The following is a 12192-nucleotide window of genomic DNA, read 5'->3' on the forward strand; positions in this document are numbered from 1 at the left end:
TAATGATATTAGTATAATAACTAATGGTCTTAGTTTTAGCAATACCTATGGTTCATTTTGTTCGAATAAAAAAATTTTTAAATAATGATGCACTTTACAAAAAAAGCGTTTTCAAAATGTAGATTACCGATTATAATAATCACGTAAGCCCTTTCATATGTCTATCTTATTGGAGCCCTTCGCTTAGCGAAAGGCTCACTTTTTTGTTCATTTTGAATTGAAATGCAGATGGGATGTGGCTCCTGGCTTGATTGTATAAGGTGCTGTAAGTATTGGTATAACAGGAAAAATCACGTTTGGTCTCCAGCTTGGGCGAGAGTTGACAAACATAACTGTTATTCATATAATGACAGTTATACTTACCTTGGGTTGAAGTTCATCGGTGTTGTATGCCGGGAAGGGAGTAAGTTATGAACAGCGAATTTACCATAGCGGTGCATTGTCTTGTTTTTTTGTCGATGAGAGATGAGTGTATGGCCAATAGTGAAGATTTGTCCCAAAGTGTGGGTACGCACCCGGCCAGAGTCCGTAAGGTACTTAGTGTTCTACGCAAGCATGGTTACCTGACGACCAAGGAAGGTGCTCATGGTGGGTACTTGCTTAGCCGTCCAAGTGAGGAGATCAAGCTTGGTGAATTATACAGACTGGTAGCTGGTGGATCACTTGGTCCCAACTGGTGTTCAGGGGAGTCTGGTTCATCGTGCGTGGTATCTTCCAATATGCAGGATGTGATGGGCAACATTTATAACGGAGGCGAAGAGGCGCTCAGCGCTTATTTTGACCGTATATCCATTCAGGATGTGAAAGAGCGCATAGGTCATGGGGAAACATTAACTTTGTCGCTGAATGGATTGCCTGCAAAGGAGAAGTCCTGACGGAGTCCACAACGAATGGTCCTTCAAGACATGGCCTTGGTTAGTCAGGCATGATGGACAAGTTATGGCAAGGTCGTATGCTCCGGTGAAGATCCATCGATTTCTCAAGCGATTCCGGGCATAACGTGAACACAGATGGGGAGAGATCGTCTGCGCTGATGTTATTTTCGGAAGGCAAGTCCTTGGTAGAGATGACTTCAAGATTACCTTGCGAAAGTAAAAAGAAGAATACAAACAAAATAGATTCTGGGGAGTGGAACACATGTCAGGCATTGAAAAAAATGAAACACTTCGCGTTATTAGCGAACGCCATGCTGTCAAAAAGTACGAAAAAGGGTTTGAATTGCCTGAAGCTGATCTCAATGCGATTTTGACAGCAGCTGCTGAAGCACCATCTTCATGGAACCTGCAACACTGGAGATTCCTCGTAATTGAATCCGAAGCAGACAAAGCGAAATTGCTGCCAGTTGCTTACGGTCAAAGTCAAATCGCGGAAAGTTCAGTTACAATTGCTGTTCTCGGAGATTTGGAAGCAAACCGTAACACGGTAATCTACGATCAAGCTGTTGAAGCCGGCGCACTGACTGCTGAGGTTCGTGACGCATTGGTTGGACAGATTAACGGTGCTTACCAAAACGCACAAACGGCTCGCGATGAAGCGATCCGCAATGCATCCTTTGCTTCCCAAAATATTATGCTTGCTGCACGCTCCCTGGGTTACGATACATGTCCAATCGGTGGATATAATCCACAAAAACTGATCGAAACATTCAACATTCCTGCACGATTTGTGCCAACGTTGTTGATCACTGTAGGTAAAGCTGCACAGCCAGCTCGCCCGTCAGGACGTTTGCCATTGTCTGAGGTTGTTGTTAAAGGTTCTTTCTAAGTTAAAAAGCTACATCTGATGATTGCATCAGTGATATAGGTATAATTCAAACAGCCGCACTTCCCTGTTGAGGGAAAGTGCGGCTGTTTGGCATATTGAGGTTGTATGGAAAAGTCCAAACTCACTGGAGGGTGACTCCAATCGAGCGGATTCACCACTCAAGTGAGTTCTTAGCTTCCACCATGAAATGATTACTTTTCAGGTGTTTCCGGGATTTGCGGTGCATGGAACGATTCCAGATACTCGATTGCGTTATACATCATAACGGCTGCTTCAGCACGAGTAATCGTTTGTTTGGGATTGAAGTTGCCGTCAGCATCCAGTTCATTGATTTTGAGAACGAGTGAACGTTGAATAGCACCTTGATACTCCGGAGTAAGTTCCTGTTCGTCGGCAATGTCCACAGGTTGGATTTTAATCATCGGCAGACCACCTTTGGCCTCGATGCCTTGCATCAGGAACAGCGTGTATTGTTCACGAGTGAGCCCTTTGGATGGATCGATATCCTGTGACATCTGAATTCCATTAAATTGGGCGCGGATAAATGCATCACTGTACCATACGCCATCTTTTACAGCAGAGAAGTAGTCACTTGGTACCGGCATTTTGATAAAACGAATCGTGTCCAGATTCAGATTCAGGCCGTCCGCAATCAGTTGAATGCCCTGAGCGGTATTTAACTCCAGTTCAGGTTTGAACAAGCTGTCGCTCACACCTTTGATGAATCCATCCTGATGGAGAGATTCGATTTTGTCGGCTCCTGCAATACCTTGAATATCCGTGAATTGGGTCTGTGCAGCGTGGATTGGACCTGCACTTAGAGAGAGCGTGAGCAGAGCTCCCGCGGTTAATGTAGCAAGTATATTTTTCTTCATTTTGAATACGCCTCACTTTTCCAGGAATGATCCCTTTATATAAAAGTTATTTGCTCCTATAGACGACCTTACTGTTCGAAAGGTTGCTGTAATTTGCAAATAGAATTGGCGACAACAATTCTGAAAGATGTAAGTGAAGCACTGTGAAGGCACTGCATCTATCCTTTGGATTTATTTCGGTAATCCGTGGGAGAACGGCCCATCATTTTGCTGAACAGTCGGGAAAAGTAGTACGGGTCCTTGAATCCAAGCTCGGAACTGATCTGCTTGACGGTCCAATCGGTAAAATCCAGATAGCGGCAGGAATGCTGGATCTTGAGCCGCAGGAAATAATCGATGGGCGAATGCCCGGTAGCTTGTTTGAACAACTGAGAGTAATGGGGGACAGAGAGCCGGGCGTGTGCTGCCAGTTCCTTGAGAGTGATTCCGTTCTCCAGATGCTTCAGCATATATTGAACAGATTGTTCAGCCGCACGTTTACTGCTCATGACCCCGCCATCTGTTCCTGTCGTCTCAGGTCCATAAGCGAGCATACCCAGCATATAACCGATAATCTGGGAGGCATATGTCATCGTCTGCATGGAGTAACCCGTTTCTAGCGCGCCGTAACATTCATGAAAAAGCTCAAGCCATTTTTGAGCCTTGGCTGGTGGCATGGTAGTAATATGGTGGGCTAACAAGGGTTCTATGTAGGATAAAGCGTGTTCCCCGCGCAGATGAATCCAGAAGATGCTCCATGGTTCGGCTGCGTTGGCTCCGTACACATGAGGAACATGTGCAGGCAATATAATGAGGTTTCCCGGGCGGACATCATATGTCTTGCCGCCATCCATCGAATACCAGCCTGTGCCTTGGGCACAGTACATCAGAATGTGTGATTCACAACCATCGGGACGGTCACGGTAATGATGCTCTGCTTCGTGAAAGTAACCGATATCGGTAACATATAATCCGGACGTGACCGGATAAGCTGCGGTTTCTTGCAGCAGCGGGTCAGGAAGCACAATGAGTTTTTGCATACGAAATCCGTCAGATTTACGCTGTAGGGGTGGTCGGTTGTTAGGTCTCATACTTTGTATTATGGTGAGAGGGGATAGGGGAGTCAATGACAGATATGAGAGCGCTCACTGAGGTTATACTCGATTTAGAAAGCCACGTTACAGGAAGTGAAGCAGTTGCCCGTGAATTGGGTAAGTACATACCAGTGGGAAGAATCAGACCAATGAATATATAGGATAAGGGAGAGATTAGATATGGAAACAGTCACAACCCAGGAAACGCTTTTCTATACAGGTACGTATGCTTCAGCAGATGAACCAGGAATATTTCTATGTGCGTTGAATGCGGATACAGGAGAGATGCGAATCGTCAATCACATGGAGGGTGTAAGTAATCCTTCTTATCTGGCGTTATGCCCGGATGGAAATTGTCTGTATGTGGCGAGTGAGACGGATGAGGGAGAAGTGTTAGTCTATCGCAGAGATGCGGCAACGAGTGAGCTGCACCTGATGGATCGAAAGCAGACCAGAGGGGCTTCTCCCTGTTATGTCTCTGTCGCCAAGGATGGTCAGTGGGTGTTCTCATCCAACTATAGCAGTGGCAGTGTCAATGTATTCCCGGTAGGCGATCAGGGAACGCTCGGTGAGATGAGTGCATGGGTGGAGCACACGGGAAGTGGAATCAACGAAGAACGCCAGGAAGGGCCGCATGCGCACTCCATCCAGCCAGATCCGTCTGGACAGTATGCTGTCGTATGTGACCTCGGTCTGGATCAGATCATTGTGTATCGGTTGGAAGAGGGACGTCTGGTTACCCATCGTGAGACGGATCAGCCACCAGGCGCAGGGCCAAGGCATCTTGTGTTCCATCCCAATTCGAAGTGGGCTTATGTAATCAACGAATTGAACAACACCGTTACGGCATTCCTATATGATGAGCGTAGAGGGGAGTTCACTGCGGTGCAGCACATCTCGACACTTCCAGAAGGGCATAAAGGAGAGGGTACGGCTGCAGACATCCGTGTATCTCCATGTGGACGTTTCCTGTATGCATCCAATCGGGGAGATGACAGCATCGTGCTCTATCATATTGACCAGGAGAGCGGCGAGTTGGAAGCTGTAGAGTGGACGTCCACGATTGGGCAGACACCGCGTAATTTTAATATTTTGCCAGGCGGGATTCTGGTCGTGGCGAATCAGGACAGCAATAACCTCGTAGGTTTCCACATCAGCGAAGAGGACGGACGCCTGACGCATAATGGATTCAAGCTGGAACTGCCTCGTCCGGTATGTATTGCGCCTGTGGCATAAGTTGTAATGCGGTGAAGTAAAGGTGGAATATTACATCTGAAAAGTGTTCCATAAGCTGTGAAATCATGGGGAAACACATGGTTTTACAGCTTTTTTTAGTCTTTTTATGTGATTAACTTGAAAATAGTGGCAATTATCACATTTTTTTATTGACCAACGTTCGAACGTTCATTATGATCAGAATATATGGTGATGAAACCTAAAATCTGGATGTTGCACGAAGGGTGGTGCTTTCCTTGGAACCTGCAAATTCAATTCGGGAGCAATTAACCCAGTTTATCAATAAGAACAGCATGACGCTCTCCCGATTCTCGGAAGTATCTGGCATGAATACAGGAACAATTAGTCGTATTTTACATGGGAATCGTCCCATATCCGTGAGTCAGTTGATTGCGATCTCATCAGGAATGGGCGTGGCAGCAGATCATTTTTTTGCCGACTATGTGGAAGAATGTTTCGCTTACTCCGTCTCCATGCGGCGGATCAGACCTTTTATTCTCCGAAGTGCGGAGTTAAATCGGCTGGATTGCATTGAACAGATTCTTCATCGGCTACTGGACGACCTGGATTATGCGACAGAACTATTTGAGATGGCAGAACAGTTGTTTGAACGGAATCAGCGGTCTGCCGCAGCGTTGTTATATAAGAGTGTGAGTGAAGTTGAGAAATATCAGCATTCCGAACGGCTTGCGATGTGTCAGTATCGGTTGTTTTTAATTGCACAAGGAGAGAACCTGGAGGAAAATCTAAGAACGGCTATCCTGTTTGAGCCCTATGTTGACCGGTTGGATGACGGATATCAACTGGACGCGCTGAAACATTTGATTCATTCTTTCGGCTCAGTGCATAAGTGGAACAAGGTTAATGAACTTGCCAACAAAATGCTTCATTTAGCCCAAATACAGTATGAGGCACCTAGAAATCGTAAACGTAAGGATCAGGAGCTGAAACGAACAGAGCGACCACTATACTTTTATATATTGTACTCCTGGTTAGTCCAATCCACTGTATATGAGGAGCATAGGGACTATGTCCGAGCACTCGACTTTGTGAAGTTATATGCTGACGGACAAAGATGGGTGAAAGAGGACGATGAAGAGTCCCGTCGTATATTGAAGCAGTTTGAAGAGTGGGCTGTAGCTAATACCTATCTCTATCGTTTAATGTCTGGCGAAGTGGATGTTATTCCCGATTATGTAGACTATATTGAGGGACGTAAAGACGAAATCTTCATCGCCCTTCGATATATAGTACAAGCTGCAAATAAATTTGACGTTAATATTGATCACATTTTGGATCGCTTCTCTGATCATATCCCCTTACGTACGTACAAGACTGAATTTGGGGAGTACAATCATGCGATTATGGGCGAGAGTTACGCACAGTTTTTAAGTGATTTAGGAGTATATAATCTTAGCAAACATCGTCGTAATGCAATTAATCTAATTTTGGAAGGTTTGCATTTTTCAGTTAAAATAAATAGTGATCGGAATATCATCACGTGTATGACCCTGTTTGAGCAATACAGGGATCAGGCCGATTCAGTTGCAACACAAAAATTCAAATCTCTAACAAGTGAGGTGCATCGGATCAATGCAGAAAAAATGGTCGTTACTTCTATTTCTATGTAGTTCCATCATCATAAATCCTGAGATTATAGTGCTAATGGGACATGGATGGGGTGGAGGATAAACAGTTGAAATGAAAACTGTGCACCAAACAATCTTGTTTTAAATGCTGTACCTTAGAGTCGAGGGAGAAATCCTTCGGCTTTTTTATGTATAAACCATTTAATTACTAAATTAGACCTATAGATGGAATTATATGTTTAATTTAAAATGAATATATTAAAGCGCTTACATATAAGATGGCGCTACAAGGGCATCGGGCTTACCAATACAATTGGGGAGGCAATTGTTTATGGGAAATCGATCATCATTGTGGAAGCGCACATTACGTACAGCCGGAGTATCGCTGCTGAGTTCCGCGTTACTGGTCACTTCGCTTGGCTTGGGCGACACGCCGGTAACACATGCAGCGGGAGCAAGGCAGATGGAATATCTGGATCGCGGTGTGGTAGCTGTGAAGACCGGGGCAGGTGTGTTTGTCAGTTGGCGGCTTCTGGGAACGGAAGGGTCGAATGTATCGTTTAACGTCTATCGGGATGGAACCAAGGTGAACGCTACGCCCATAACGAACAGCACCAACCTTCAGGATGCGAGCGGGACAAGCAGTTCCAAATACACGGTTCGCGCTGTGGTCAGTGGAACAGAGCAGGCTGCTTCAGCGGCAGCGAGCGTATGGGGCAACAATTATCTATCTGTACCGCTCAGTGTGCCCGCAGGTGGGACAACACCCGATGGAGTAGCCTACACCTACAGTGCCAATGATGCAAGTGCAGGAGACCTGGATGGTGACGGGGAGTATGAATTGATCGTGAAGTGGGACCCCTCCAACTCCAAAGATAACTCTCAGAGCGGTTATACCGGGGAAGTGTTTATCGATGCCTACAAATTAAACGGAACACGCCTCTGGCGGATTAGTCTGGGCAAAAATATACGTGCCGGCGCTCACTACACCCAGTTCATGGTGTATGATCTCGACGGTGACGGCAAAGCCGAGGTTGCGATGAAAACAGCCGATGGTACCAAGGATGGTACTGGCGTGGTCATCGGGGATGCAAGCAAGGATTACCGCAATTCCAGCGGTTATGTGTTGTCTGGCCCCGAATTCCTGACGGTCTTCAACGGTCAGACTGGCAAGGCGCTCTCCACGGTGAACTACGAACCGGCACGTGGCAATGTGTCCGACTGGGGAGATAACTACGGCAACCGGGTGGACCGATTCCTTGCTGCAATTGCTTATCTGGATGGGGAGCGTCCAAGTCTGGTCATGGCGCGAGGGTACTACACCCGGACAGTGCTCGTGGCTTATAACTGGCGAAATGGACAGCTGACCAAGCAATGGACGTTTGATTCCAATACATCTGGCAATTCGGGTTATGCCGGGCAAGGAAATCACAATCTGAGCGTGGCGGATGTGGATGGAGATGGGAAGGATGAGATCATCTATGGTGCCATGGCGGTGGACGATAACGGCAAAGGATTGTACACGACAGGACTTCATCATGGCGATGCCATGCATCTGAGTGACCTCGACCCGGACCGCCCTGGACTTGAGGTATTTCAGGTCCATGAGACACCGTCCAATGCCGGAGTGGAGTTCCGGGATGCAGGTACAGGTCAGTTAATCTGGGGAGTCAAAACAACGAAGGATATTGGACGTGGCATGGCGGCAGACATCGATCCAAGATATAAAGGTGCCGAAGTATGGGCAGACGGCAGTCTGTATACGGCCAAAGGGCAGAAAATCGGGACAACCCTGCCGTCCTCCACGAATTTTGGGATCTGGTGGGATGGTGATTTGCTCCGTGAACTGCTGGACAGCAACCGAATCGACAAGTGGAACTATGCCAATAACACAACGATGAACCTGCTCACCGCTTCCGGCGTATCTTCGAACAACGGAACCAAGTCTACGCCGAATCTGCAGGCCGATCTGTTCGGGGACTGGAGAGAAGAAGTAGTATGGCGGACGAATGACAGTTCGGCGCTACGGATCTACACCACAACAGCAGTGACGGACAAACGCATCTATACGCTGATGCATGATCCGGTGTACCGTCTTGGCGTCGCTTGGCAAAATGTAGCCTACAATCAACCGCCACACACCGGTTTTTATCTAGGGGAAGGCATGAACACACCACCGGTACCCAATATCCGGTATGCGGGCAGATGAGGAATGGACTAAGCGTAGCGGTCCAATTTCGTTCATGTTTACAATAGACAGCGAAGCATGGAATTCGCTGAAAGGAACAACGGACGATGATTCGTTGTTCCTCTTTTTTTTGCCAATAGCGCAGAAATCCGGTAAAAATCGGAAAAAACGTTTGACAGGTATATAGACTGCCTTTATTATACGTATATAACTTACTAAACAGGTAGGAATAATAAAAATGAATCTGTTTTCATCGTGAAAACGGTCATTTTACAGACACATGCAACCATGCATCCTGAACAGAATAACGTTCTCACCGTATAGACGGAGGAACACCGCAGCGCATCATTTCCAGATGAAGCATACACAGCCCAGGGGCTGGCATGACTTTATGAGGGAGAAGTGCGCGGGGGTTCCTCCGTCTTCTTATTTTTTACGGGGCGTTCCATCCTGTTCAGCCGGCCTGAGGTAGTCATGCAGATCTATATCGGGGGAGTGTTATTCATGAAAAAGAGAATTCACAAGGGTATTTTGGTTGGTCTGGCACTGGTGTTAACAGGGGTACTGGCAGCATGCGGATCGGATAGCGGCGGGTCCAGTGCGGCAGGAACATCAGGGGGAGCAGAAGGCGGTACAGAAAAGGCCAAAGCTATCGAGCTGCTGAATGTTTCCTATGATCCAACGCGGGAACTCTATGAGCAATATAACAAAGCGTTTGCGGCGCATTGGTTGAAAGAGAAGGGCCAGGAAGTAACCATTAAGCAATCCCACGGGGGATCGGGCAAGCAGAGCCGTTCTGTTATTGACGGACTGGATGCGGATGTGGTGACACTGGCATTGGGATACGATATTGATGCGATTGAAGATAAAGGTCTGATTAATGAGGGATGGCAGGATAAATACGAGCATAACAGCTCTCCGTATACCTCTACGATTGTATTCCTTGTACGTAAAGGTAATCCAAAAGGCATCAAGGACTGGGATGATCTGATCAAAGGGGATACCCAAGTCATCACACCGAATCCCAAAACGTCCGGCGGGGCGCGTTGGAACTACTTGGCGGCATGGGGATATGCCCTTAAACATAATAACAATGATGAAGAGAAAGCGAAGGAATTCGTGGGTGAGCTGTTCAAGCATGCGCCTGTACTGGATTCCGGTGCTCGCGGATCTACGACAACGTTTGTTGAACGTGGCATCGGGGATGTGCTGCTTGCCTGGGAGAATGAAGCGTTCCTATCGGTAAAAGAGTTGGGTCCAGACAAATTCGATATTGTCGTGCCTTCGGTGAGTATCTTGGCTGAACCACCCGTTGCAATTGTGGACAAAAATGCAGACAAAAAAGGAAGCCGCGACGTAGCGGATGCCTATTTGAAATATTTGTACAGTGAAGAAGGACAGACGATTGCTGCTGAAAATTATTACCGCCCAACGCTGGACAGCGTGGAGGAAAAATTCAAGGATCAGTTCCCGGCGCTTGAACTATTCACGTTGAAAGATGTATTCGGCACATGGCGGGATACTCAGGCGAAACATTTTAATGACGGTGGTATCTTCGACCAGATCTATGTTCCAGGCAGCTGAGGTTGCTCTGTTCAATGAACACCCGATCAATCGCGCTGTGAGCGGCCAACCAGCCTTACCGGCTGAAGGCAGAGAGGATGAACGTGCATGAGCAAGGTGATGGTGGCGCGGAGACGCACATTGCCAGGATTCGGATTAACGATGGGTTACAGTGTGTTCTATCTGAGCCTGGTTGTACTTATTCCATTGGCTGCGCTGTTGTTTAACTCAACAGGGCTGACGTGGGCAACCATGATTGAGGTTGCGACCAATCCCAGGGTGCTGGCTTCCTTCCAGGTCAGCTTCCTGACCGCAGGTGCAGCGGCCCTGATTGATCTCGTGCTGGGGTTACTCCTGGCATGGGTGCTTGTTCGGTATGAATTCCCTGGTAAAAGGCTGTTTGATGCGGTCATTGATCTGCCTTTTGCCTTGCCGACGGCGGTAGCAGGGGTTGCCCTTACGGCGATCTATGCCGGCAATGGTTGGATTGGACAGTTTGTAGAGCCCTTGGGCATTAAGCTCGCCTATTCACAGGCTGGGATTACGCTGGCGCTGATGTTTATTGGAATTCCGTTCGTGGTTCGTACGGTGCAACCGGTGTTGGAGGAGCTGGAGGCAGAGGTGGAAGAGGCGGCTGCCACACTAGGGGCAGGAAGATGGCGGATATTCCGTACGATTCTGCTGCCTGATCTGATTCCACCACTGCTGACGGGCTTTGCTCTGGCCTTTGCTCGGGGCATCGGTGAGTATGGCTCCGTTGTATTTATCTCAGGCAATATGCCGATGAAAACGGAGATTGCTCCCTTGCTGATCATGGCCAAGCTGGAGCAGTTCGATTATGCAGGAGCTACAGCTGTAGCGTTGCTACTGCTACTGGTCTCTTTCATCCTGCTGCTAATCATTAATTCCTTGCAGCGTTGGAGCCGGAAGGCGGGCAGAGCATGACCATGAAGCATGATGCAATATGGATACGAACAGATGTCACTCACCCAAACCAAAGGAGGTGCAGCGTATGGCGGGTTCCGTTCCACTGAGCCCTGTTCCACCTGTGAAGACTGGCCGTGGAACTAACCGTGCAACAACGGAAGCTCCATGGGTCAAATGGTTGTTGATTGGACTGGCGAGCCTGGTACTCATATGGCTGCTTATTTTGCCACTGGTTATTGTACTCATGGAGGCGTTGAAGCAGGGCTGGGGTGTGTACATCGCCGCTCTTACCGAGCCGGATGCCATGTCTGCACTGAAACTCACGTTATTGGTTGCGGCGATTACAGTGCCGCTGAATACGATATTTGGTGTGGCTGCTGCCTGGGTGATTACCAAGTTCCAGTTCAAGGGCAAGGGACTCATGATCACCCTGATTGATCTTCCCTTTTCCATCTCGCCTGTGGTGGGCGGGTTGATCTTTGTATTGGTCTTTGGTTCCAATGGGTGGTTTGGGCCGTGGCTGTCCGAACATGATATCAAAATCATTTTTGCGCTGCCAGGCATTGTCATAGCAACGTTATTTATTACCTTCCCTTTCGTAGCGAGAGAACTGATTCCGCTGATGGAGGACCAGGGAACCCGGGAAGAGGAAGCGGCGGTTACGCTGGGTGCCTCCGGGTGGCGAATCTTCTGGAGTGTAACTTTGCCCAATATCAAATGGGGACTGTTGTACGGTATTATTCTTTGTAATGCCCGTGCTATGGGTGAGTTCGGAGCGGTATCTGTGGTGTCCGGACATATCCGCGGGGAGACCAATACGCTGCCGCTACATGTCGAAATTTTGTATAACGAATATCAATTCTCAGCTTCATTTGCCGTAGCTTCCCTGCTCCTGATTCTGGCTCTAGCCACGTTGCTTCTCAAGAGCTGGCTTGGACACAAAGCCGTTTCAGAAAAGTGATGATGAGAAGAAAAAA

Annotated in this window: 11 protein-coding genes; 9 read left to right on the forward strand and 2 right to left on the reverse strand. The window is 47.7% G+C overall.

The annotated features are described in order from the left end of the window. The first annotated feature begins 410 nt into the window (after positions 1-410). Positions 411-875 carry an Rrf2 family transcriptional regulator gene (locus MKX75_RS02505; protein ID WP_062837254.1) on the forward strand — a complete coding sequence of 155 codons (465 nt, stop codon included), beginning with the start codon at positions 411-413 and terminating at the stop codon, positions 873-875. Between the two features lie 262 nt (positions 876-1137). Continuing rightward, entirely contained in the window at positions 1138-1764 is a 627-nt protein-coding gene (locus MKX75_RS02510; RefSeq protein WP_062837255.1) for a nitroreductase family protein, read from the forward strand. 191 nt (positions 1765-1955) lie between these two features. Here the strand turns inward: MKX75_RS02510 and MKX75_RS02515 are convergent, their stop codons facing one another. Both MKX75_RS02515 and MKX75_RS02520 read right to left on the reverse strand, forming a co-directional pair. After that, positions 1956-2639 (reverse strand): S-layer homology domain-containing protein, encoded by a 684-nt coding sequence (locus MKX75_RS02515; protein ID WP_339168281.1) that lies wholly within the window; start codon positions 2637-2639, stop codon positions 1956-1958. A gap of 158 nt (positions 2640-2797) precedes the next feature. After that, a complete protein-coding gene (locus MKX75_RS02520) occupies positions 2798-3658 on the reverse strand; it encodes an AraC family transcriptional regulator (RefSeq protein ID WP_339168282.1) in 861 nt (286 codons plus the stop codon). Positions 3659-3892: 234 nt separating this feature from the next. Between MKX75_RS02520 and MKX75_RS02525 the strand changes: the two genes are divergently transcribed. The 7 genes from MKX75_RS02525 to cysW all read left to right on the forward strand — a co-directional run bounded on the left by MKX75_RS02525 (position 3893) and on the right by cysW (position 12176). Next, positions 3893-4948, forward strand: a complete 1056-nt coding sequence (locus MKX75_RS02525) for a lactonase family protein (RefSeq protein WP_339168284.1) — start codon at positions 3893-3895, stop codon at positions 4946-4948. A gap of 236 nt (positions 4949-5184) precedes the next feature. Beyond that, a complete protein-coding gene (locus tag MKX75_RS02530) occupies positions 5185-6579 on the forward strand; it encodes a helix-turn-helix transcriptional regulator (protein ID WP_339168285.1) in 1395 nt (464 codons plus the stop codon). A gap of 421 nt (positions 6580-7000) precedes the next feature. Continuing rightward, positions 7001-8746 (forward strand): rhamnogalacturonan lyase, encoded by a 1746-nt coding sequence (locus MKX75_RS02535; RefSeq protein ID WP_339170305.1) that lies wholly within the window; start codon positions 7001-7003, stop codon positions 8744-8746. Beyond that, positions 8733-8912, forward strand: coding sequence for a hypothetical protein (locus MKX75_RS02540; RefSeq protein WP_339168286.1), 180 nt, complete (start codon positions 8733-8735; stop codon positions 8910-8912). Before MKX75_RS02535 ends, MKX75_RS02540 begins: the two co-directional genes overlap by 14 nt. Before the next feature lie 317 nt (positions 8913-9229). Beyond that, a complete protein-coding gene (locus tag MKX75_RS02545; protein WP_062837359.1) occupies positions 9230-10309 on the forward strand; it encodes a sulfate ABC transporter substrate-binding protein in 1080 nt (359 codons plus the stop codon). A gap of 87 nt (positions 10310-10396) precedes the next feature. Further along, on the forward strand, positions 10397-11233 hold the full coding sequence (gene cysT, locus MKX75_RS02550) for a sulfate ABC transporter permease subunit CysT (protein ID WP_017690928.1): 837 nt from the start codon (positions 10397-10399) through the stop codon (positions 11231-11233). Between the two features lie 67 nt (positions 11234-11300). Continuing rightward, a complete protein-coding gene (gene cysW, locus MKX75_RS02555; protein ID WP_076332673.1) occupies positions 11301-12176 on the forward strand; it encodes a sulfate ABC transporter permease subunit CysW in 876 nt (291 codons plus the stop codon). The last annotated feature ends 16 nt before the right edge of the window (positions 12177-12192 follow it).

Source organism: Paenibacillus sp. FSL R5-0341 (assembly GCF_037975235.1).
Lineage (GTDB): Bacteria > Bacillota > Bacilli > Paenibacillales > Paenibacillaceae > Paenibacillus > Paenibacillus amylolyticus_A.

Bases quoted from the DNA above. Each gene is read 5' to 3' on its own strand.
- MKX75_RS02505 (WP_062837254.1), top strand. From the start codon at position 411: ATGAACAGCGAATTTACCATAGCGGTGCATTGTCTTGTTTTTTTGTCG.
- MKX75_RS02515 (WP_339168281.1), bottom strand. From the start codon at position 2,639: ATGAAGAAAAATATACTTGCTACATTAACCGCGGGAGCTCTGCTCACG.
- MKX75_RS02535 (WP_339170305.1), top strand. From the start codon at position 7,001: ATGGAATATCTGGATCGCGGTGTGGTAGCTGTGAAGACCGGGGCAGGT.
- MKX75_RS02525 (WP_339168284.1), top strand. From the start codon at position 3,893: ATGGAAACAGTCACAACCCAGGAAACGCTTTTCTATACAGGTACGTAT.
- cysT (WP_017690928.1), top strand. From the start codon at position 10,397: ATGAGCAAGGTGATGGTGGCGCGGAGACGCACATTGCCAGGATTCGGA.
- MKX75_RS02520 (WP_339168282.1), bottom strand. From the start codon at position 3,658: ATGCAAAAACTCATTGTGCTTCCTGACCCGCTGCTGCAAGAAACCGCA.
- MKX75_RS02545 (WP_062837359.1), top strand. From the start codon at position 9,230: ATGAAAAAGAGAATTCACAAGGGTATTTTGGTTGGTCTGGCACTGGTG.
- MKX75_RS02510 (WP_062837255.1), top strand. From the start codon at position 1,138: ATGTCAGGCATTGAAAAAAATGAAACACTTCGCGTTATTAGCGAACGC.
- cysW (WP_076332673.1), top strand. From the start codon at position 11,301: ATGGCGGGTTCCGTTCCACTGAGCCCTGTTCCACCTGTGAAGACTGGC.
- MKX75_RS02540 (WP_339168286.1), top strand. From the start codon at position 8,733: ATGCGGGCAGATGAGGAATGGACTAAGCGTAGCGGTCCAATTTCGTTC.